Source organism: Paucibacter sp. KBW04, assembly GCF_003852425.1.
GTDB lineage: Bacteria > Pseudomonadota > Gammaproteobacteria > Burkholderiales > Burkholderiaceae_C > Paucibacter_A.
This window is the reverse complement of the sequence record NZ_QAJN01000003.1, coordinates 1-21,051: the sequence shown is the minus strand read 5'-3', so window position 1 is coordinate 21,051 and position 21,051 is coordinate 1. Positions and strand designations below refer to the sequence as shown.

At 62.5% G+C, this 21,051-nt stretch carries 20 protein-coding genes and 1 pseudogene; 13 read left to right on the top strand and 8 right to left on the bottom strand.

Features of this window, described 5'->3' with window-relative positions:
* Positions 1 to 98: 98 nt before the first annotated feature.
* Entirely contained in the window at positions 99 to 1,100 is a 1,002-nt protein-coding gene (locus DBR47_RS05505) for a PEP-CTERM sorting domain-containing protein (RefSeq protein ID WP_197046882.1), read from the bottom strand.
* A 304-nt stretch (positions 1,101 to 1,404) separates the two neighbouring features.
* Between DBR47_RS05505 and ettA the strand changes: the two genes are divergently transcribed.
* From ettA to DBR47_RS05485, 4 genes are all read left to right on the top strand, one after another.
* Entirely contained in the window at positions 1,405 to 3,069 is a 1,665-nt protein-coding gene (ettA, locus tag DBR47_RS05500) for an energy-dependent translational throttle protein EttA (protein WP_124447778.1), read from the top strand.
* A gap of 162 nt (positions 3,070 to 3,231) precedes the next feature.
* Positions 3,232 to 3,807: a Spy/CpxP family protein refolding chaperone gene (locus DBR47_RS05495; protein ID WP_124447776.1), complete on the top strand. Its 576-nt coding sequence runs from the start codon at positions 3,232 to 3,234 to the stop codon at positions 3,805 to 3,807.
* A gap of 111 nt (positions 3,808 to 3,918) precedes the next feature.
* Positions 3,919 to 4,632: a response regulator gene (locus DBR47_RS05490; RefSeq protein WP_124447774.1), complete on the top strand. Its 714-nt coding sequence runs from the start codon at positions 3,919 to 3,921 to the stop codon at positions 4,630 to 4,632.
* Positions 4,633 to 4,641: 9 nt separating this feature from the next.
* The gene (locus tag DBR47_RS05485) at positions 4,642 to 6,108 is read left to right on the top strand and encodes a HAMP domain-containing sensor histidine kinase (protein ID WP_124447772.1); all 1,467 of its coding nucleotides are present in this window, start codon (positions 4,642 to 4,644) and stop codon (positions 6,106 to 6,108) included.
* Positions 6,109 to 6,114: 6 nt separating this feature from the next.
* On the opposite strand, the gene DBR47_RS05480 is transcribed toward DBR47_RS05485, so the two are convergent.
* From DBR47_RS05480 to trpS, 3 genes are read right to left on the bottom strand one after another with little or no spacing between them, the layout of a single operon-like run.
* Positions 6,115 to 7,500, bottom strand: coding sequence for an MATE family efflux transporter (locus DBR47_RS05480; RefSeq protein WP_124447770.1), 1,386 nt, complete (start codon positions 7,498 to 7,500; stop codon positions 6,115 to 6,117).
* Complete coding sequence (locus DBR47_RS05475; protein ID WP_124447768.1) at positions 7,497 to 7,961, bottom strand: DUF3717 domain-containing protein; 465 nt, start codon at positions 7,959 to 7,961, stop codon at positions 7,497 to 7,499. Before DBR47_RS05475 ends, DBR47_RS05480 begins: the two co-directional genes overlap by 4 nt.
* A gap of 29 nt (positions 7,962 to 7,990) precedes the next feature.
* Positions 7,991 to 8,956, bottom strand: coding sequence for a tryptophan--tRNA ligase (gene trpS / locus DBR47_RS05470; RefSeq protein ID WP_231512157.1), 966 nt, complete (start codon positions 8,954 to 8,956; stop codon positions 7,991 to 7,993).
* 163 nt (positions 8,957 to 9,119) lie between these two features.
* Between trpS and purN the strand changes: the two genes are divergently transcribed.
* Positions 9,120 to 9,755 (top strand): phosphoribosylglycinamide formyltransferase, encoded by a 636-nt coding sequence (gene purN, locus DBR47_RS05465; RefSeq protein WP_124447764.1) that lies wholly within the window; start codon positions 9,120 to 9,122, stop codon positions 9,753 to 9,755.
* A gap of 7 nt (positions 9,756 to 9,762) precedes the next feature.
* Here purN and DBR47_RS05460 read toward each other — a convergent pair whose 3' ends face one another.
* Entirely contained in the window at positions 9,763 to 9,996 is a 234-nt protein-coding gene (locus DBR47_RS05460) for a DUF1653 domain-containing protein (protein WP_124447762.1), read from the bottom strand.
* Between the two features lie 69 nt (positions 9,997 to 10,065).
* Between DBR47_RS05460 and DBR47_RS05455 the strand changes: the two genes are divergently transcribed.
* The 3 genes from DBR47_RS05455 (at position 10,066) to DBR47_RS05445 (ending at position 13,404) form a co-directional block, all read left to right on the top strand.
* Positions 10,066 to 11,325: an RsmB/NOP family class I SAM-dependent RNA methyltransferase gene (locus DBR47_RS05455; RefSeq protein WP_124447760.1), complete on the top strand. Its 1,260-nt coding sequence runs from the start codon at positions 10,066 to 10,068 to the stop codon at positions 11,323 to 11,325.
* A 206-nt stretch (positions 11,326 to 11,531) separates the two neighbouring features.
* A complete protein-coding gene (locus tag DBR47_RS05450; RefSeq protein WP_124447758.1) occupies positions 11,532 to 12,752 on the top strand; it encodes a fatty acid desaturase in 1,221 nt (406 codons plus the stop codon).
* Between the two features lie 154 nt (positions 12,753 to 12,906).
* A complete protein-coding gene (locus DBR47_RS05445) occupies positions 12,907 to 13,404 on the top strand; it encodes a DUF3016 domain-containing protein (protein ID WP_124447756.1) in 498 nt (165 codons plus the stop codon).
* Between the two features lie 110 nt (positions 13,405 to 13,514).
* Here the strand turns inward: DBR47_RS05445 and rpmG are convergent, their stop codons facing one another.
* The 3 genes from rpmG to trxB all read right to left on the bottom strand — a co-directional run bounded on the left by rpmG (position 13,515) and on the right by trxB (position 15,135).
* The gene (rpmG, locus tag DBR47_RS05440) at positions 13,515 to 13,682 is read right to left on the bottom strand and encodes a 50S ribosomal protein L33 (RefSeq protein WP_058719936.1); all 168 of its coding nucleotides are present in this window, start codon (positions 13,680 to 13,682) and stop codon (positions 13,515 to 13,517) included.
* Between the two features lie 26 nt (positions 13,683 to 13,708).
* Entirely contained in the window at positions 13,709 to 13,942 is a 234-nt protein-coding gene (rpmB, locus tag DBR47_RS05435) for a 50S ribosomal protein L28 (protein ID WP_102766965.1), read from the bottom strand.
* A gap of 233 nt (positions 13,943 to 14,175) precedes the next feature.
* Complete coding sequence (trxB, locus tag DBR47_RS05430) at positions 14,176 to 15,135, bottom strand: thioredoxin-disulfide reductase (RefSeq protein WP_124447754.1); 960 nt, start codon at positions 15,133 to 15,135, stop codon at positions 14,176 to 14,178.
* 219 nt (positions 15,136 to 15,354) lie between these two features.
* On the opposite strand from trxB, the gene DBR47_RS05425 reads away from it, so the two are divergent.
* The 5 genes and pseudogenes from DBR47_RS05425 to DBR47_RS05405 form a co-directional block, all read left to right on the top strand.
* Positions 15,355 to 16,020: a Crp/Fnr family transcriptional regulator gene (locus DBR47_RS05425; protein WP_124447752.1), complete on the top strand. Its 666-nt coding sequence runs from the start codon at positions 15,355 to 15,357 to the stop codon at positions 16,018 to 16,020.
* Between the two features lie 120 nt (positions 16,021 to 16,140).
* Complete coding sequence (locus tag DBR47_RS05420; RefSeq protein ID WP_124447750.1) at positions 16,141 to 18,504, top strand: DNA translocase FtsK; 2,364 nt, start codon at positions 16,141 to 16,143, stop codon at positions 18,502 to 18,504.
* 15 nt (positions 18,505 to 18,519) lie between these two features.
* Entirely contained in the window at positions 18,520 to 19,161 is a 642-nt protein-coding gene (gene lolA, locus DBR47_RS05415) for an outer membrane lipoprotein chaperone LolA (RefSeq protein WP_370454868.1), read from the top strand.
* A 62-nt stretch (positions 19,162 to 19,223) separates the two neighbouring features.
* Positions 19,224 to 20,600, top strand: a complete 1,377-nt coding sequence (locus DBR47_RS05410; RefSeq protein ID WP_124448029.1) for a replication-associated recombination protein A — start codon at positions 19,224 to 19,226, stop codon at positions 20,598 to 20,600.
* Between the two features lie 251 nt (positions 20,601 to 20,851).
* A pseudogene (locus DBR47_RS05405) lies at positions 20,852 to 21,051 on the top strand (branched-chain amino acid ABC transporter permease); the annotation flags it as partial.

Genomic DNA, 21,051 nt, shown 5'->3' with positions numbered 1-21,051 from the left:
AAAAAATAAAGCCGCGACAAGACTGGTAGTCGCAGCAATGCCGCAGATTATAGCCGTCATAGAGAGCGGCCTCCCGGCCTGTCTCCGTGAGCAAACTCTCAATGCGCCCGGCGGCGGCGCATCAACAGGCCAGCCCCGGCCAGAAACAGCGCCCAGGTCTGGGGTTCGGGGACGGTGGTAGCGATGAAGCCGTGGTTGATGCCGAGTGCGTCGGTGTAGAAACCGACCACATCATTGGCGTTGTTGATGCCGCCGCCGAAAGTCATGTTCGCACCCTCAATGAGCAATTCTTGAAAGCTGCCGGGGCTGCCCACAAAAGGATTCAATGGGCTGCTTGCTCCCCGTGCATAGCCGAGCATGAGGCCGTTGTCATTGATATCGGTCAGGCGGGTTTGACTCAGACCGGAAAACACAAGCGGCGTGCTCGTGCCGCTGTGGATGTCGTACAAAAAGGCTTGGCGGCGGGAGGTGCCGGCGTCCGCGTCGACGACCAAGTCCCAACCGGCCACCTGCCCCAGATTGTTGATGCCCCTAAGGGATGAATACACACCTGCTTGGTAGGCACCCACGAATGTTCGCGTGTTGGTGAGGCGATCAAAGATGAATCCCTGCGAGCCTTGAATACCGTCGGCATCTCCATAGTCATAGGTTCCGGAGACGTAGCGACCGTCGGGAGAGATTCCGCCCAATAGAGTGTTGTAAGCCCCCTCAATGGCCATCGTGGTATAGGCCCCTCCAGCGTAGATGAAGCCATGGCTGGGGCCTAGAAGGTTGCTGCCGCTGGAAGTGTCTCGGTTGGTGTAGTAGTTGCCTACGACGGCACCGTTATCGCTAATGCCGAAGGCTCCAACGCCCAATGCTCCGCTGGGGCCGTTCAAATAGCTGTATTGCCCATTTTGCAAGATGAAGGCTCTGTATTCATCTTGTTCTGAAACGAGCGACTGACCCACGATTTGGCCAAGATTGTTGATGTCAAGAAAGTTTGTTGACGTACTGCCATTCGGGTCAATGCGCGTGATTTTGTAGTCCGTCGCCAGGGCTGCGCAGGCCGTCAGCAGGCCCAGGCCGAACAATCCAATGGTTCTTGAAAGATGCTTCATGCTTTGAGTTCCCTCAGGCTTCTTTGGCCAGGAATTGTGCGAGGCCGGGACGGCGTCAAACACCTGTGAACAAGGGAAGGGTTTGCCTGAATTGCCCGTAGTTTGTGGGCGCTTGTGGGTCGGCCGCCATAGAAGGGCGAGGGCGGGGCGCTGAAGCTGCGACAATAGCGCTCTTCGCGTTCCGCCCGGCCCGATTCGATCCGGGGCCCAGCGCCGAGCGCGGCGAATGGCTTTCGCTTGTTGTTTGACCGAAGCCGCTCGCAGCCTGCATAACCCAACGCTTTTCTCCAGGAAGCTCATCCTCATGGCGCAATACGTCTATTCCATGAATCGTCTGAACAAGACGGTTCCTCCCAAACGCCACATCCTGAAGGACATCTCCCTGTCCTTCTTCCCGGGCGCCAAGATCGGCGTGCTGGGCGTCAACGGTTCGGGCAAGTCCACCGTGCTGAAGATCATGGCCGGCGTGGACAAGGAGTACGAAGGCGAAGCCATCGCCATGCCTGGCATCAAGATCGGCTATCTGCCGCAAGAGCCGCAGCTCAACCCGGAGCAGACCGTGCGCGAAGCGGTGGAAGAGGGCATTGGCGGCGTGCTGGCGGCCAAGAAGCGCTTGGACGAGGTCTACGCGGCCTATGCCGAGCCGGATGCCGACTTCGACGCCCTGGCTGCCGAGCAAGGCGAGCTGGAATCCATCATCGCCGCGGCGGGCTCCGAGAACACCGATCTGCAATTGGAACTGGCGGCCGACGCCCTGAACTTGCCGCCCTGGGACGCCGTCATCGGTGTGCTCTCCGGCGGTGAAAAGCGCCGTGTGGCCCTGTGCCGCCTGCTGCTGAGCAAGCCCGATATGTTGCTGCTCGACGAGCCCACCAACCACTTGGACGCCGAATCGGTCGAGTGGCTGGAGCAGTTCCTGCAGCGCTTCCCTGGCACCGTGGTGGCCATCACCCACGATCGCTACTTCCTGGACAACGCGGCCGAGTGGATTCTGGAGCTGGACCGCGGCCACGGCATTCCCTGGAAGGGCAATTACACCGACTGGCTGGACCAGAAGGAACGCCGCCTGGAACAGGAGCAAAAGACCGAAGACGCTCGCACCAAGGCCATGAAGGAAGAGCTGAAGTGGGTGCGCTCCAATGCCAAGGGCCGTCAAGCCAAGAGCAAGGCGCGTCTGGCTCGCTTCGAAGAGCTGAGCGATGTTGAGTACCAGCAGCGCAATGTGACGAACGAAATCTTCATCCCCGTGGCCGAGCGCTTGGGGAACGAAGTGATCGAGTTCGAGAACGTCAGCAAGAGCTTTGGCGATCGCGTGCTGATCGACAACCTCAGCTTCAAGGTGCCGGCCGGCGCCATCGTCGGCATCATCGGCCCCAACGGTGCCGGTAAGTCGACCCTGTTCCGCATGCTGCAAGGTGTGGAACAGCCGGACAGCGGCACCGTCAAGATCGGCAAGACCGCCAAGATGGCGTTTGTGGATCAAAGCCGCGAGAACCTCGAAGCCGACAAGACCGTCTGGCAAGACGTCTCCGGCGGCCTTGACAACATCACGGTGGGCAAGTTTGTGATGCCCAGCCGCGCCTATCTGGGCCGCTTCAACTTCAAGGGCAATGACCAGCAAAAGCTGGTGGGCAGCTTGTCGGGTGGTGAGCGCGGTCGTCTGCATCTGGCCAAGACCTTGGCTCAGGGCGGCAACGTCCTGATGCTTGACGAACCCTCGAACGACTTGGACGTCGAAACCCTGCGCGCGCTGGAAGAAGCGCTGCTGGAGTTCGCCGGCTCGGCCATGGTGATCTCCCATGATCGCTGGTTCCTGGACCGCATCTGCACCCACATCCTGGCTTGCGAAGGCAATTCGCAGTGGTTCTTCTTCGACGGCAACTTCCACGAGTACGAAGCCGACAAGAAGAAGCGCCTGGGTGAAGAAGGTGCACGCCCCAAGCGCATGCGCTTCAAGCCGATCAAGTAATCGTCTTCAAAGACGTCAAGACGAAGGGAGCCTGTGGGCTCCCTTTTTTGTGCTCGCCTTTGGCCTTCACTTAACTTTACGGCCGGGGCATGGGTGATTTACCTGGCCTGGTGAGACTTCAGTCAGCTCCTCTGGGAGGAGCATAAATTCTGGAGTTCAAGCATGCGTCAACTGATTTCTACATCTCTGCTGAGCAAGGCCTTGTTGCTGGGTACGCTGAGTTTGGGTGCTGCGATGGCCATGGCACAAGGGCCTATGGCTGGCCCGGGCGAGCATGGCGGCCACGGTGGCCGTGGTGGCCCCGGCATGATGATGATGATGGAGGGCGGGCATATGCCTCATATGCTGGAGGCGGCCGGCGCCACCGAGGCCCAGCGTGCCCAGATCAAGCAAATCATGCAGGCCGCCCACGCCGATCTCAAGGCCCAGCGCGAAGCAGGGCGCAAGCTGCATGAGCAGGGCATGGCCTTGTTCACCGCAGCGGTGATCGATGCGGCCGCCATCGAAGCGCATCGCCAACAAATGCTGGCCCAGCACGATCAGATGAGCAAGCGCATGACGCAGGCGATGACGGAGGCTGCCAAGGTGCTAACGCCCGAGCAGCGCGCCAAGCTGGCCGAGAAGATGAAGAAGATGCAGGCGCGCCGTGGCGAGCGCGGCATGGACCGCGGCCCGACTCACAAGCACGAGGGTGCCGGTGCTGCGAGTCCGATGTCGTCGCCCAAGTCGGGCAATTGAGATTCAGCTTTGAACAAGGCTCGCTCGTTTATGCTCACACCTCACACGCCTTCTTCTCTGTCAGCGCGGCTCAAAGCGCTGCGCTCCCTCCACTGCACCGAAATTTCGCCCATGCCCGCTCGACTGCTGCTGATCGATGATGACGCCCGTTTGACCGCCATGCTGAGCGACTATCTGGGCGCGGCAGGCTTCGAGGTGTCGGTGGCGGGTTCCTTGGCGGCGGCACGTTCGCAGCTGGCCTCCGGTGCCTTTGACCTGCTGGTGCTGGACCTGATGCTGGGTGACGGCGATGGGCTGGACTATTGCCGCGAACTGCGCAGCGATGTCCACACCCGCCGCCTGCCGGTGCTGATGTTGTCGGCGCGCGGTGAACCCATGGATCGCATTCTCGGCCTGGAGTTGGGGGCGGACGACTATCTGGCCAAACCCTTTGAACCTCGCGAGCTGCAGGCCCGCGTCAAGGCATTGCTGCGTCGCGCCGAGCCGCAGCTGCCTGACCAGGATGTGCTGCGCTTCGGTCGTCTGGAAATCGATCTGGCCGAACGCATGGCTCGCCTGGACGGCAAGCCTTGCGATTTCACCAGCCATCAGTTTGACTTGCTGGTGGTGCTGGCGCAGAGCCCGGGACGGGTCTTGTCGCGCGACCAGATCATGGATGCATTGAAAGGCCACCCCCTGGATGCCTTTGACCGCTCCATCGATGTGCACATCTCCCGCATCCGGGCCTTGATCGAGGACGACCCCAAGAATCCGCGCCGGGTGCTGACCGTGCGCGGTGCAGGTTATGTTTTTGCCCGCAAGCAAGATGCAGAGAATGCGGTCTGATTGTTTGACATGAAGTCGCTGTACCTGCGGATTTATCTGACCCTGGTGGTCTTGCTGCTGGCTTTCGCCTTCGGCTCGGCCTGGCTGTTTCAACGCCATATCGAGCAGGAACGAGGCAGCGTAGAAGTGACGGCCAATGAGCGTGCCATCGCCATGGCCGAGCTGATTGAATTGGCACTGCCTGCCGCCGACGCGCCGCGCGAGCAGCAGGCCGCGGCCTTGCTGGACTGGGGCCAGCGCCTTCGTCTGGCGGTGGCCTTGATCGATGCCAAGGGGCAGCGCATCGCCGAGACCGAGTTGTTCCAGCGCCGCGAGGCCGACGACAACATGCCCATGCAGAGTCAGACGGTGGAGCTGGGCGATGGCCGCAGCCTCTTGCTGCTGCGCCCGCGCCGCTTGCCATCAGCCATGCTGCCACCGGCCGTGCTTCCTCCGGCCATGCTGCCGCCGGCCGGGTTGCCTCAGGGGAGAGCGGGGCGCGAGGCCCACGATCCTGGCGAAGTTCGCATGAGCGGACGCCCGTTTGTTGATGCCCGCGGCATGATGTTGCCGCCACGCGATGAGGCGCTCTGGCGCCTGCCTTTTTTGGGCCCCCAGCCTAACGGCCAGGCTTTGGCGATTCTCTTGGTGCTGCTATTCCTGGGCGTGGCCTTGGGGGCTTATCCGGTGGTGCGGCGTTTGACGCGGCGGCTGGAAGAACTCAAGCAGGGCGTGGAGCAATTTGGCGCCGGCAAGTTGGCCCACCGGGTCGATGACCAGGGCAATGATGAGGTGGCGGCCCTGGCCGGCAGCTTCAATCAAGCCGCTGCTCAGCTGGAATCCTTGTTGCGCTCCCAGCAAACGTTGCTGGCCAATGCCAGCCATGAATTGAGGTCACCCCTGGCTCGGCTGAAGATGGCTTTCTCCATGCTGGACGAGGCGGGCCCCACGCAGCGCGCCAAGCTGGTGACCGAGATTCATACCAATATCGGCGAGTTGGATGCCTTGGTGGAAGAGGTGCTGCTGGCCAGCCGTTTGGATTCTGGCCTGCCTCGAGATGCGAACGAGTCGGTCGACTTGATGGGCCTGGCCGCCGAGGAGTCGGCGCGGGTGGGGGCCGATTTTGAGCCGTCCCAAGGCCTGAGCAGCCTCAAGGTCAGTGGTGAAGACCGTTTGCTGCGGCGCGCCTTGCGCAATCTGCTGGAGAACGCGCGGCGCTACGGCGGTAACGAGGTCTTGTTGACCTTGACCCGCCGCGAGGGCCTGGCCGAGCTGCGGGTGTGGGACCGTGGCCCGGGCGTGCCCGAGGCCATGCGCGAGCGCATCTTCGAGGCCTTCTTTCGCTTGCCCGGTCATGCCGAGCAGGCGGGTGGCGTGGGCCTGGGCCTGAGCTTGGTCAAGCAGATCGCTCAGCGCCACGGCGGCCAGGTGCGCTGTGAGTCGCGGCCAGGCGGCGGCAGTGTGTTTGTGTTGAGCCTGCCCGCCTTGGCCGGCTGACCCCACTCAAGCCCGGGTCTGCACTTCCTTGGCATGCACCCAGGCCAGGAAGCCGCCCATGCCGGTGGCTGCTAGAGCCAAGCCCACGGTGGCCGCCGACCAAAAGCCTGGTGCGCCGTGGAAGCGGGCCGGGATCCAGGCGGCCTCGCCAAAGGCCAGCCAGTAGCCGCCGCCTATGCCCACACCCCAGATGGCCAGGGCATAGACCAGCATGGGCACGGTGGCGATGCGATGGGCGCGCAGCACAAAGGCACCCACGGTCTGACCCGCATCGCCCACATGGAACCACCACAGCCAGATCAGCAGGGGCATGGCCGCTGCGATGATGGCTGGGTCCTGGGTGTAGAGGCCCAGGATTTGTTCACGCCCCAGGAACACCAGGCCGCCCATGCAAAAAGCCAGGGCCAGGGCGATCTCCAGGCTGTGCCAGCCCAGGCGGCGTGCGTCGGCCAGGCGTTGCGCTCCCACGTTCTGCGCCACCAGGGTCTGGGCGGCATTGCCCAAGGCCATGGGCGCCATAAAGAGCAAGGACACCAGATTCATGGCCAGCTGATGCCCGGCCACCGCCGTGGCACCCAGTCGGGCGATGAAGATGGCCATGAAGGTGAAGCCCGTCACCTCGATCAACATGCCCGCGCCCATGGGCACGCCCAGCTTGAGCATGGACTTGATGGCGGCCCAGCGCGGCGCGTGCAAGCCGCCGGTGTTGAGGCCGAAGGGCGCGTAAAAGGGGTCGCGCCGCACCAGGCGCCAGGCGATCAAGGCCTGGGCCCACATCACCAGGGCGGTGGCCGCCGCGCAACCCACGGCGCCCAGGGCGGGTACTTGCAAGCTGCCGAGGCCAAAGCCATAAATCAGCAAGAGGCTGAGCGGCACTTTCAAGGCCAAGCCGGCCAGCTGAATCGCCATCACCACCTTGGGTCGAGATACGGCCGTGTTGAAGCCTCGGTAGGCGGTGAACAGCAGGGCTGGCGGCAGGCCCAGTGCCAGGGTGCTGAGGTAGCCGCGCACCTTGCCCTCGACATCGGGCGTCACCCGGGCGAGGCTGAGCATGGGGTCGGGGAAGAGCAGGGCCAGGCAACCCAGCAGGGACAGGCCCAGTGCGAGCCACAGCGATTGATGCAGCTCGTCACCCGCTTGGGCCAGCTTCTTGGCGCCAAACAGCTGGCCGGCGATGGGGGAGATGGCCAGCACCACGCCCATCAGGCCCAGAAAGATGGTGATGTAGATGGCGACGCCGACGGCCAGGGCGGCCAAATCGTTGGCGGAGTAACGCGCCATCAGAACGGTGTCCACCGTGCTATTGGCCAGCACCGCCACTTGGCCCACAAACACCGGCCAGGCCAGGGGCGCGAGTTGGCGCAGGCTGGCCAGGCGGCCGGGGCTGGTCAAGGCTGGGCTGGGCTGCCAGAGGGCAGCGCCTGGTTTTGTGGATGGTCAACACCATGAAATTCGCGGGCGCGCTCGGCATAGCGATTGAAACGCCAGGCTGTCGCCTCGATGGAGATGCGGCGCCAGGTGACGCGCTTCTCGGCCGGCGTCATCACCGGCCAGTTCTGCACCTCATCGAAGGTGCGGCCGCAGCCTTTGCACAACTCATCGCCCTGGCTGGTGGAGCAGATGGCGATGCAGGGGGCGTCGGGCGTGCTCTCGTACCAGCGCAGCCAGGCCTCGCGGGCGGCGGCGGGCATGCTGTCTTCATCGCATTCCGTCTCGCGGTAATAGACCAGCAGGGCGTAGACCTCGGCCAGGGCCAGCACCTCGGCGCAGGCGCGCAGGCCGTCGGCGGAGGGTTGGCGATCGCGCCACCAGTTGATGGCGGATTCGATATCGGTGATGTGGATGCCGGCCATGCTTGTTTCGTTCAGCGTGATCCGACCCATCAGTAGGCCAGGCCCATGGCGGTGCGCACCTCGCGCAGGGTTTTGCGGGCGACGGCGCGGGCGCGCTCGGTGCCGACCTCGACGATCCACTGCACCTGCTTGGGGTTGGCCAGATAGCTCTCGGCGCGCTCGCGCCAGGGCTCTTGCTCTTTGTGTATGGCTTGAATCAAGGGCTGTTTGCAGTCCAGGCAGCCGATGCCGGCTGAGCGGCAGCCCTCGGCCGCCCAGGCCTGGGTCTCGGCATTGGAGTAAAGCTCATGCAAGGGCCAGACGGGACAGCGCGCGGGCTCGCCGGGGTCGCCCAGGCGCACGCGCTGCGGGTCGGTGGGCATGGTGCGGATTTTTTCTTCCACCACGGCCGGGGCGTCGCGCATGGCGATGGCGTTGCCCGCGCTCTTGCTCATCTTCTGGCCGTCGAGCCCGGGCAGGCGGGCGGTTTCGGTCAGCAGCTCCTGCGGTTCGGGCAGGATGGCGCGATCCGGCGAGTAGATGCGGTTGAAGCGGCGCGCCACCTCACGGGTCACTTCCACATGGGCGGTTTGGTCTTCGCCCACCGGCACAAAAGCGGCCTTGTAGATCAGGATGTCGGCGGCCTGCAGCAGGGGGTAGCCGAGGAAGCCGTAGGTGGCCAGCTCGCGGTTTTTTTCCACCTGATCCTTGTAGCTGGGGATGCGCTCCAGCCAGCTGGAGGGCGTGCTCATGGCCAAGAGGGTGAAGAGCTCGGCATGCTCGGGCATGCGGCTTTGGATGAAGAGGGTGGCCTGCTCGGGGTCGATGCCAGCGGCCAGCCAGTCGATCACCATATCGTAAACATTGCGCTCAATCTCACCACGGTCCTGGTAATGCGTGGTCAGGGCATGCCAGTCGGCGACGAAGAAAAAGCAGTCGTGAACGGATTGCAGGCGCACCCAGTTCTTCAGGGCGCCGTGGTAATGGCCCAGATGCAGGGCACCGGTGGGGCGCATGCCCGAGAGCACGCGCTGGCGGGTCTGCTGGGGCGTGGACGAAGCGTCGGGGGCAATCAGTTCGGAATTTGGGTTCATGGCATTGGGCCGAGGGTGGCCGAGCGAGGCCGAGGACAGCCCGCCATTGTAGGTATGCGCCTGCAGTCGCCTACACTCCCGGCCCATGAAAAGCATTGTGATTTTGATTTCCGGCCGTGGCTCCAATATGGAGGCCATCGTGCGCGCCTGCGCGGCCGAGGGCTGGCCCGCGCGCATCGCCGCCGTGATCAGCAACCGCCCGGGCGCGGCTGGCTTGGCCTTTGCCGCCTCGCACGGCATCCCGACGGCGGTGGTGGACCACAAGGCATTCAGCGGCCCTCAGGCCCGCGAAGCATTCGATGCCGAGCTGCAGCGGGTGATCGATGGTTTTGCGCCCGATCTGCTGGTCTTGGCCGGCTTTATGCGCATTCTCACGCCCGGCTTCACGGCTCACTACGCCGATCGCATGCTGAACATCCACCCCTCGCTGCTGCCGTCCTTCACCGGCCTGCACACCCATGCGCGGGCGTTGGAGATGGGCTGCAAATTCGTCGGTGCCACGGTGCATTTCGTGACGGCCGAGTTGGACCATGGCGCCATCGTGGCCCAGGCCGTGGCGCCGGTGCAGGCGGGTGATGATGAGGACTCTTTGTCGGCCCGGGTGCTCAAGCTGGAGCACCGCATGTATCCGGCGGCCGTGCGTTGGTTTGTGCAGGGTCAGCTCGCCATTGAAGGCGGCTTGGTGCGGCAAACAGCGGGCGAGAGCCAGGCCTTCAGCTGAGCTTGCCCTAGGTGATGGGGCTGAATCGCTGGACGATTTGACCCTCAACTTCCAACTCACCAAAAAACATGGCGTAGGGCCGCACCCATAGGCCTGTGGCGTTGTAGAGCGGCCGGTAGAGCACCAGGGGCTCCAGGGTTTCGCTGTGGCGGGCGACGCCCAGCACCTCGTATTCACCGCCTTTGTAGTGGCGGTAGCGGCCGGTGGGTGCAGAGGGTAGGGGGCTCAGTTCTTCGCTCATGGCGCCTTTTGTGCGGACCTTGCTGCATACAAATGCGGGCAGGGTGGCCGGTGCTGGGATAATCGGGGCATGCATCCTAATGCCCTTCTTGAAATGAGCTGCGAGCTTTTGCGCGCTGTCCTCAAACTCGACGCACCCGCCGACGGCGTGGTGTCTGCCTTCTTCCGCCAACACAAGGGCCTCGGTCAGCGTGAACGGCATGCACTTGCAGAGACGACTTATGCCGTCCTGCGGCGCCGGCCCTTGCTGCAACATCTGGCCCAGTCGGGCCGCGGCCCGACCGAACGCCGCCTGGCCATCTTGGCCTGGCAGGGCAATGACACCTTCTTGCGTGGCGCTCTAACGCCGCCCGAACAGGAATGGTTGGCCCAGGTTCAGGCCCTGGATCAAACCGGCCTGCCGCCCAAGCTGCGCCACAACCTGCCGGATTGGCTGGCCGCGCCCCTGTTGGAGCGCCTGGGCGAGGAGCAGTTCTGGCTGCTGGCCGCCAGCATGAACGAGCCCGCACCGCTGGATCTGCGCGTTAACACCTTGAAGAACAAGCGCGAAGAAGCGCTGGCTGCCCTGGCCGCGGCCAATATCTCGGCCGAGCCCACGCCTTTTTCGCCCCTGGGTCTGCGCATCCCGGGCAAACCGGCATTGAACAAGCTGGAGCTCTTCACCGGCGGCGGCGTCGAGGTGCAGGACGAAGGCAGCCAGCTGCTGGCCCTGATTCTGGACGCCAAGCGCAGCGAGATGGTGGTGGACTTCTGCGCGGGCGCCGGTGGCAAGACCCTGGCGCTGGGTGCGTCCATGCGCAATACCGGCCGCCTCTATGCCTTCGATGTGTCCGGCCATCGCCTGGCGGCTCTGAAGCCGCGCCTGGCTCGCAGCGGCCTGTCCAATGTCTACCCGACCCAGATCGCGCATGAGCGGGACGATCGCATCAAACGCCTGGCCGGCAAGATCGACCGCGTGCTGGTCGATGCACCTTGCTCGGGCCTGGGTACCTTGCGCCGCAACCCCGATCTGAAATGGCGCCAGACGCCGCAGGCGATCGCCGAACTGCAGGTCAAGCAGGCGGCCATCCTGGCCAGCGCAGCGCGCATGCTTAAGCCGGGTGGCCGTCTGGTCTATGCCACTTGCAGCCTGCTGGATGCCGAGAACGAAGAGATCGCCCAGGCCTTCGAAGCCGCGCACCCGCAGTTCAGCAAGCTCGACGCTGCCGAGGTCTTGAGCAAGGCCCATGTGGCCCATGCCGAGAAGCTGGTGGAGAACGGCTATCTGCGTCTGTGGCCACATCAGCATCAGACGGACGGTTTCTTCGCTGCCGTCTGGGAAAAGCGTTAAGTCCTGCGCTTTCCTTGCGCGTTTCTTGATCTCCCTCAGCCGGGCCCGGGGCTTTCACCCTGGGCGATTTAGGGTGACTCACCTACAATCAAGCAAGAACTTTTTCGCATCTGTTGGCTTTTGGCCAATGCTTGGCGGAGAAGTTTCCAAGGGATTGCCGCGGGCCTGAGGCCTCGGATCGCTATGGATCACTGTTTAAGGACCGAATGAACTTCTTGATGACGATACGTGACGGCCTGGTGGAGTGGCTCAGCAATGGGCTGCTGGACGCCAGCGCTTGGCAGATGGTTGTCTACACCTTGGTTGTGACGCATTTCACGATTCTGGGTGTGACCATCTTCTTGCATCGTGCGCAAGCTCACAGAGCCTTGGACCTGGGCCCCATTCCGGCCCACTTCTTCCGTTTCTGGTTGTGGCTGACCACCGGCATGGTGACCAAGGAGTTTGTGGCGGTACACCGCAAGCATCACGCCAAGTGCGAGACCGAGGAAGATCCCCACAGCCCGCAAACGCGTGGCCTCAAGGCCTTGCTGCTGACGGGTGTGGAGCTCTATCGCGCCGAAGCCAAGAACCCCGAGACCGTCAGCAAGTACGGCCTGGGCACGCCCAATGACTGGATCGAACGCAATCTCTACACCCGCTATTCCTGGCAAGGTGTGGGTCTGATGTTGATCATCAATTTGACGCTGTTTGGTGCCATCGGCGCCACCATCTGGGCGATTCAGATGGCCTGGATCCCGGTCTGGGCAACAGGTGTCATCAACGGCATCGGTCACTTCTGGGGCTACCGTAATTTCGAGGCCCCCGATGCTTCGACCAATGTCTCGCCCTGGGGCATCTTGATCGGTGGTGAAGAACTGCACAACAACCACCACACCTATCCGACCTCGGCCAAGTTCTCGGTCAAGCCTTTTGAGTTCGATATCGGCTGGGGCTATATCCGTGCCTTCGAGATGCTGGGTTGGGCCAAGGTCCGCAAGACGGCGCCCAAGCTGCGTCAGGGTGATATCAAGCCCGCCGATAAGCAGACGCTGGAAGCCATCATCGCGAATCGCTACGAGGTCATGGCCAGCTATGGTCGCGGCTTGAAGGCGGCTTGCGGCGAGGAGTTGGACAAGCTCAAGGCTCAGGGCAAGCAGCACAGCGCTCAGTGGGCGCAGTTCAAGGCCGCCAAGGCTTGGCTGCACCGCGATGCCGATCGCATCCCGGACGAGGCGCTGGACCAGATTGCTGGTGCCCGTGCTGCCAGCCCGGCTCTGGACAAGCTGCTGACCATGCGCGAGGAATTGCGCCAGCTCTGGACTCGCACCAATGTCTCGGCCGAGCAGCTGGTGAGTGATCTGCAAGCCTGGTGTCGTCGCGCCGAGGAGAGTGGCATTGCCGAGCTGCGTGCCTTCTCCATGAACCTGCGCATGGCGCGGGTCTAACGGCGAAAACGAACGGCTTTGCCTTCGCTTTGCGAAGTGCGAGGCCAAGACAACAAAGCATTACAGAAGCGATACAGAAAGGGCACCCCAGGAGGTGCCCTTTTTTTCGTCTACGGACTAGACTTTGTCTGTGACTAGCTCAAGGAGAGACAAGATGAAAGCAATCAGACTTGCTGTTTTACCCCTGGCTTTGCTGCTGGGTGCTGCTGCAGCCCAGGCCAGTGTCGAAGTGCGCTTCGTGAATCCCGAGAAATTTTCCGATGCCAACCGCTCGGTGGTGGACCGGGATCGGGTTTTGCAGGCGCTGCAAGCGCATCTGCGCGAGCTGGGTGATCAGCAGCTGCCCGGCAAGGATTTGCTGATCGAAGTGACTGATGTGGATCTCGCCGGCGAGTTGGAGCCGCATGGTCGGACCATGGAGATGTACCGCGTCCTTCGTCCCGTGACGCGCCCGGCCATCGATCTGCGCTTTGTGCTGAGTGAGCAGGGCAAGGAATTACGCAAGGGTCAGGCCCAGCTGAGCGATCTCTCGTATATGGATCGCTTCAATCGCTACGACAGCAATGACTCCCTGCGTTTCGAGAAGCGCATGCTGGACGAGTGGTTCGCCAAAGAGTTTGCCGCTGAGATCAAGCCTGCTGCCAAACCCTAAATCGCAGCGTCGGCCTTGCGGCCATAAAAAAACCCCGCCAGCCTGAGCTGCGGGGTTTTTTTTTGGCGAGACCTGCGAGCAGGTCTCAAGCACCGAGATACCAGGCCGAATTACTTCAGCTTGATTTCCTTGTACAGAACATGCTTACGAGCCTTGGGGTCGAATTTCATGAATTCGAGCTTGCCGGTCGTGGTCTTCTTGTTCTTGTCGGTGGTGTAGAAGTGACCCGTACCTGCGGTCGACTCCAGCTTGATCTTTTCGCGTGCGCCTTTGGCCATGATTGTGCTCCTTGAGTCTTAGATGATCAGAGCTCGCCCTTGGCGCGCAGATCGGCGACGACTTGGTCGATGCCGACCTTGTCGATCAAACGCAGAGCAGCATTGCTGATACGCAGACGAACCCAACGGTTCTCGGTTTCCAAGAAGAAACGGCGGTACTGCAGATTCGGCAGGAAGCGACGCTTCGTTTTGTTATTGGCGTGGGAGACATTGTTTCCCACCATGGGCTTCTTGCCCGTGACTTGACAGACGCGTGCCATGACGCTACTCCGGTTTGATTTGATGACCAGCCGCCTCGCCCTGAAACAGGGTTTCGCGCAAGGCGAACCCTGGAAAGAGTGATTGAGACGACCTTTTGATCGCTTTATGCAAGCTAAACCCTTTGAAGAAAGCTCTGGGCTTTAGTCATTGGGCGCGATCCATCCAGCAAGCAAGCCTGCGAGTATAGCTCAATTTTGAACAGGCCACCAGGCTCGGGCCGCCCTGGGCTTGATCAGCCCTGTTCTTGCTCCAGATAGCGCTGAGCGTCCAAGGCCGCCATGCAGCCGGTGCCGGCGCTGGTGATGGCTTGGCGGTAGATGTGATCCTGCACATCGCCGGCGGCAAAGATGCCCGGCACGCTGGTCATGGTGGCGAAGCCGTTCAGGCCGCTCTTGGTGACGATATAGCCGTCCTTCATCTCCAACTGGCCCTTGAAGATGTCGGTATTGGGCTGATGGCCAATGGCGATGAAGCAGCCTTGCAGGGCCAGGTCTTGCGTGCTGCCGTCCTGGGTGCTCTTGATGCGCACGCCGGTGACGCCGCTCTGGTCACCCAGCACCTCATCCAGGGTGTTCCACAGATGCAGGACCACATTACCGGACTTGGCTTTTTCGCTCAGCTTGTCGATCAGGATAGGCTCGGCGCGGAACTTGTCGCGGCGATGGATCACATGCACCTTGCTGGCGATATTGGAGAGGTAGAGCGCCTCTTCCACGGCGGTGTTGCCGCCGCCCACCACGCAGACTTCTTGGCCGCGGTAGAAGAAGCCGTCGCAGGTGGCGCAAGCGCTGACGCCACGGCCGGCAAAAGTCTCCTCAGAGGGCAGGCCCAGATACTTGGCCGAGGCGCCGGTGGCGATGATCAGGGCGTCGCAGGTGTAGGTGGCGCTGTCGCCGATCAGGGTGAAGGGGCGCTTGCTGAAGTCGACCGTGTGGATGTGGTCGAAGACGATCTGAGTCTGGAAGCGCTCGGCATGTTCCTGGAAGCGCTGCATCAGCTCTGGGCCTTGCACGCCCATCACGTCGGCGGGCCAGTTGTCGACTTCGGTGGTGGTCATCAGCTGACCGCCTTGGGCCATGCCGGTCAACAGGGTGGGCTTGAGATTGGCGCGGGCGGCGTAGATGGCGGCGGTGTAGCCGGCGGGGCCGGAGCCGAGGATCAAAAGCGAGTGGTGTTGAGGTGCTGAGGTCATGACTTTGCTTCGGGGGTTGTTTCCAGCAGACACATGGGGGCTGTCTCGGGCTTATTCCCGTGCCTACCCGATGTGAACACCAGAAGGTATTGGCACAATCGTTGAGTGCATTCTAGGGACCCTGGGCAAAACCGTAGGGATCTTGTTGTTTGCCCTGGCTACGCTGCAGGTGTTGCGCTTGCGTGCCGATATCAATTCATTCTTCGTAGGAGACCCTATATGGCCATGTTGTCGAATCTGGACCTGATCCGCAGAGTGCCTCTGTTCTCCTTGCTGACCACCGATCAGGCGCAGTCCATTGCAGACAATGTCGTCAAGCGTCGCTTCAAGCGCGGTGAATTGATCGTGGAGCAGGGCACCAAGTCGAATGCCTTGTTCATTTTGCTGAATGGCCGGGCCCGAGTCCTAACCTCGGATACGCGTGGACGCGAGGTGATCTTGGCCGTGTTGCAGCCCGGCGACTATGTGGGCGAAATGAGCTTGATCGACCATGAGCCGCATTCGGCCACCGTGCGTGCCGAGGTGCAGACCGATATGTTGGTGCTGGGTCGTCTGGAGTTTGCGCGCTGCTTGCCCGAGACCTCTAGCCTGTCTTACGCCATTCTGCGTGGCTTGGTGGCGCGCCTTCGCAATGCCGACCGCCAGATCGAATCTCTGGCCTTGCTCGATGTGTATGGCCGTGTGGCGCGCACCTTGCTGGATATGTCAGAGGAAGAGAAGGGCCTGAAGATCATCCGTGGCAAGGTTTCGCGTCAGGACATGGCCAAGGTCGTCGGCGCCTCGCGCGAAATGGTCAGCCGGGTGATGAAGGACCTGGAGGAGCGGGGCGTGATCGAGACCCTGGAAAACGGCTCGGTGGTGATCAAGGAACGCTTCCCCGATTGAGCGTCTTTGGCGCTGAAACGACCCCGCGCGCACGCTGACCATCGCAGCCTTGTTGGAGATGGTCACACCCTCGGGTGACGCGTGCGCAATGAGCGCCAAATCCTGCGCCACAATGGCAGCATGAGTTTTCCCCTGGGTTCCCTGCTGCGTGGCGAAGAAGCCGGCGCAAACGACAAAGTCTATAAACGCCAAGGCAAAAAGGGCAAGGCGCCCGTGCCTGTGCGCGGCAACCCCTTGAGCACGCCGGTCTGGTTGCTGCTGGGTGGGCTGCTGTGGTGCATGGTGGTGCTGGCCTTGCTCAGCCATGATCCGGCCGATGCCGCGTTCACCAGCTCAGGCACCCGGGCGCTGTACGGCAATCGCATGGGGGGCGTGGGGGCCTGGGTCTCCGATCTGCTGCTCTTCGGCTTTGGCTTCTCGGCCTGGTGGCTGGTGTTGATCGGTTTGCGCCAATGGCTCAGCGGCCTAGCTGGTCTCTTGCGCGCCGAGGCACCGGATGCCCATCCTAGGCCAGCTGGCCGCAAGGCCTTGGGGGCCTTGGGCGTGCTGCTACTGATGTGCGCCAGCTGCTCGCTGGAATGGACCCGGCTGTACTCCTGGGAGTCTCATTTGCCCGGTCATGCCGGTGGCGTGCTGGGCTACGCCCTGGGCCCTTGGAGTATGCGTGCGCTTGGCTTTGCGGGATCGGGCGTGGTCTGGATCGCCCTGGCTTTGCTGGGTTCGGGTCTGGCCCTGAGATTTTCTTGGCTGCGAGTCGCGGAGGCCTTGGGTACCCGCCTGGACCAGCTGCGTGAACGCCAGGCCGAGCGCCGCGAGCAGGCCGAGGACCAACGCGTGGGCGAACAAGCCGCCCAGGAGCGTGAGTATGTGGTCGAGGTGGAGCGCCAGGTGGTCGAGGAGCACCATGTGCCCATCGTCATCGAGCCGCCGGTGGTGGAAGTGCCCAAGTCCACCCGTGTGGCCAAGGAACGCCAGACCACGCTTTTTGTCGATGCTAGCGATACCAAGCTGCCTCAGGTCGATCTGCTGGACACCGCCCCGCAGCGGGTGGAGTCGGTGACGCCGGAGTCGCTGGAAATGACCTCGCGCATGATCGAAAAGAAGCTGCGCGACTTTGGTGTCGAGGTGCGGGTGGTGGCGGCCTCGCCGGGCCCGGTGATCACCCGCTACGAGATCGAGCCGGCCACCGGCGTCAAGGGCTCGCAAATCGTCGGCCTGGCCAAGGACTTGTCGCGCTCTCTGAGTCTCGTGTCCATCCGCGTGGTGGAAACTATCCCCGGCAAAAACTACATGGCCCTGGAGCTGCCCAATGCGCGGCGCCAGACGATTCGTTTGTCGGAGATTTTGGGTTCGCAGGTTTATGCGGACGCCTCGTCTCAGCTGACCATGGGCCTGGGCAAGGACATCGTGGGCCTGCCCGTGGTGGCCGATCTGGCCAAGATGCCGCACTGCCTGGTGGCCGGTACGACAGGCTCGGGTAAGTCCGTCGGTATCAACGCGATGATTCTGAGCCTGCTCTACAAGGCCGAGGCGCGCGACGTGCGCCTGATCCTGATCGACCCCAAGATGCTGGAAATGAGTGTCTACGAAGGCATTCCGCATCTGTTGGCCCCGGTGGTCACCGATATGAAGCAGGCCAGCAATGCGCTCAACTGGTGTGTGGGCGAGATGGAGCGCCGCTACAAGCTGATGAGCAAGCTGGGCGTGCGCAATCTGGCTGGCTATAACAAGAAGATCGACGAAGCCACCGAGCGCGGCGAGCACCTGCCCAACCCCTTCAGCCTGACGCCCGAGATGCCGGAGCCGCTGGAGCGCCTGCCCTTTATCGTCGTCGTCATCGACGAGTTGGCCGACCTGATGATGGTGGTGGGCAAGAAGATCGAAGAGCTGATCGCCCGTCTGGCGCAAAAAGCCCGTGCCGCCGGCATCCACCTGATCCTGGCCACCCAGCGCCCCTCGGTCGATGTGATCACCGGCCTGATCAAGGCGAATATCCCGACCCGCCTGTCCTTCCAGGTCAGCAGCAAGATTGACAGCCGCACCATCCTCGACCAGATGGGCGCCGAGGCCTTGCTGGGCATGGGTGACATGCTTTATATGCCCTCGGGCACCGGCCTGCCTATCCGTGTGCACGGCGCCTTCGTCAGCGATGACGAGGTGCACCGCGTGGTCGAGTATCTGAAGACCCAGGGCGAGCCCAATTACATCGAAGGCATTCTGGAAGGTGGCGTGCTGGAGGGTGAGGGCGGTGAGGCCGGTGGCGGCGGGGCAGGGGGTGAGGGCGAGGCCGACCCGATGTACGACCAGGCCGTGGCCATCGTGCTGCAGCACCGGCGAGCCTCTATCTCCTTGGTTCAGCGCCATCTGCGCATTGGCTATAACCGCGCCGCCCGTCTGCTGGAGCAGATGGAAAAGTCCGGCCTGGTGTCCAGCATGGGCACCAATGGCAACCGTGATCTGATCGTGCCCAAGCGGGACGAGTAAAGCGAAGCAAGAACAATGAAGACGATGATGAAGACCGGCCTCAAGCTGTCGCAGAAGGCCGCTGTGCTGCTCGGCATGTTGAGCATTTCCGCCTGGGCTCAGGCCGATGCGGTCACGGCCTTGAAAGACTTTGTGCGCGAGGTCAAAAGCGGCCGTGCCCAGTTCAGCCAGGTGGTCAGCTCGCCCGATGGTCAGCGCAAGAAGACCTCCTCGGGCAGCTTCGAGTTTCAGCGCCCCAATCAATTCCGCTTCGTCTACACCAAGCCGTTTGAGCAGCTGATCGTGGGTGATGGGCAAAAGGTCTGGATCTTCGACCCCGATCTCAACCAAGCCAGCTCCCGACGCATGAGCGCCGCCCTGGGCGCCACCCCGGCTGCCTTGCTGGCAGGTGGCAATCTAGAACGCGACTTCAAACTCAAAGCCTTGGCCTCGGAAGGCGGCCTGGATTGGGTGCAGGCCGAGCCCAAGCAGGCGGACGGTGGTTTTCAGTCCCTCAAGATCGGATTCAAGGGCGAGGTTTTGGCCGCCTTGGAAATCGTCGACGGCTTCGGCCAGCGCTCGCGCCTGGACTTCACGGCCCTGAGCGCCAACACGCCCATCGCGGCGGAGCGTTTTCGTTTTGTGCTGCCTGCCGGTGCCGATCTAATCGAGCAGTAAGCCTGTGCCTGGCCGGTGAGAAGCTGCGACAAGCGGCTGCGACAATGCTTGCCATGTCCGATATGAATGACTCGCTCTTTCCTGAGTTCACTGCGCCGACTCAGCCCGCGCCAGCATCCAGCCCGGCCGAGGTTTCTGTCCTGAATCAACCCCTGGCCGAGTTGCTGCGGCCCCGCTCGCTGGATGAGGTCATTGGCCAGCAGCAGCTGCTGGGTCCGGGCATGCCTTTGCGCAATGCCTTTGAATCGGGTCGCCTGCACTCCATGATTCTGTGGGGCCCGCCGGGCGTGGGTAAAACCACTTTGGCGCGGCTGATGGCGCAAGCCTTTGACGCCCACTTCATCACCATCTCGGCCGTGCTGGGCGGGGTGAAGGACATTCGTGAAGCGGTGGAGCGCGCCCAGAGTGTGGTCGCTCAAGGCCGCCGCACGGTGGTGTTTGTGGATGAGGTGCACCGCTTCAACAAGTCTCAGCAAGACGCTTTCTTGCCCCATGTTGAATCGGGCCTGTTCACATTCATCGGCGCCACCACCGAGAACCCGTCCTTTGAGATCAACTCGGCGCTTTTGTCCCGCGCCCAGGTCTATGTGCTCAAGTCGCTCAGCGATGAGGAGCTGAGGCAATTGGTGGCCAAGGCCCAGGCCACCGAGTTCTTCCCGGTGGAGTTGGACGAGGGCGCGATAGACACCTTGGTGGGTTATGCGGATGGCGATGCCCGCCGCCTGCTCAATCTGCTGGAGCAAGCCGCCTCTGCCGCCCTGGCCGCCAAGACCCAGAAGCTCAGTAGCGAGTTCATCCAGAAGGCGCTCACGCTCAATGCCCGCCGCTTCGACAAGGGCGGTGACAATTTCTACGACCAGATCTCGGCCCTGCATAAATCGGTGCGAGGCTCCAATCCGGATGCCGCGCTTTACTGGTTTTGCCGCATGTTGGATGGCGGGGCCGATGCGCGTTATCTCTCGCGCCGCATCGTGCGCATGGCCTGGGAAGACATAGGCCTGGCCGACCCTCGCGCCATGCAGATCGCCAACGATGCGGCGGCCACCTTTGAGCGCCTGGGCTCGCCCGAAGGCGATCTGGCCCTGGCTCAGGCGGTGATCTACCTGGCCGTGGCAGCCAAGAGCAATGCGGGCTACAAGGCCTTTAACGAGGTGCGTGCCTTTGTGAAGCAAGACAAATCGCGCGAGGTGCCGGTGCATTTGCGTAACGCGCCTACGAGCTTGATGAAGGAGCTCGGCCACGGCCATGCCTACCGTTATGCCCATGACGAGCCGCATGCCTATGCCGCGGGTGAGACCTATCTGCCCGCCGGCCTGGAGTCGCAGCGCTGGTACGAGCCCGTGCCGCGGGGTTTGGAGGGCAAGATCAGCGAGAAGCTGGCCTTTCTGCGCCGGCTCGATGAAGAGGCCGGCGCGGCACCCGAAGCCAGCGCCGATTGACCTGAATACTGTGCCCGTGGTGGGCATGAATTTGCGGCGTTTGCCCCCGTGTTTATCCGGGGTGTCGGTACGGGTATTTACTATCGAAACCGGGCTCTAGCCCACTCCTACAATCGTTCCGAGCCTGCAGGAACAGATGGCCAACCAAGGCCCGCCGACTTTGCGGCGGGTTTTTTTTTGCTCGTCATGCAATGAACGGGCAAGGGCAGTGCAGAAACAGTACAAGGCCCAAGCCAAACCGGAGACGCTTTATGGAAACCTTTTTCCAGCAAATCATTAACGGGCTTGTGCTCGGCAGCATGTACGCGCTGGTGGCGCTGGGGTACACGATGGTGTACGGCATCATCAACCTGATCAATTTCGCGCATGGCGAGATTTTGATGGTGGGGGCGCTGGTGAGTTGGACCGTGGTCTCGGCCTTGTCTGACGCCGGCCTGCCCGGCTGGGCCCT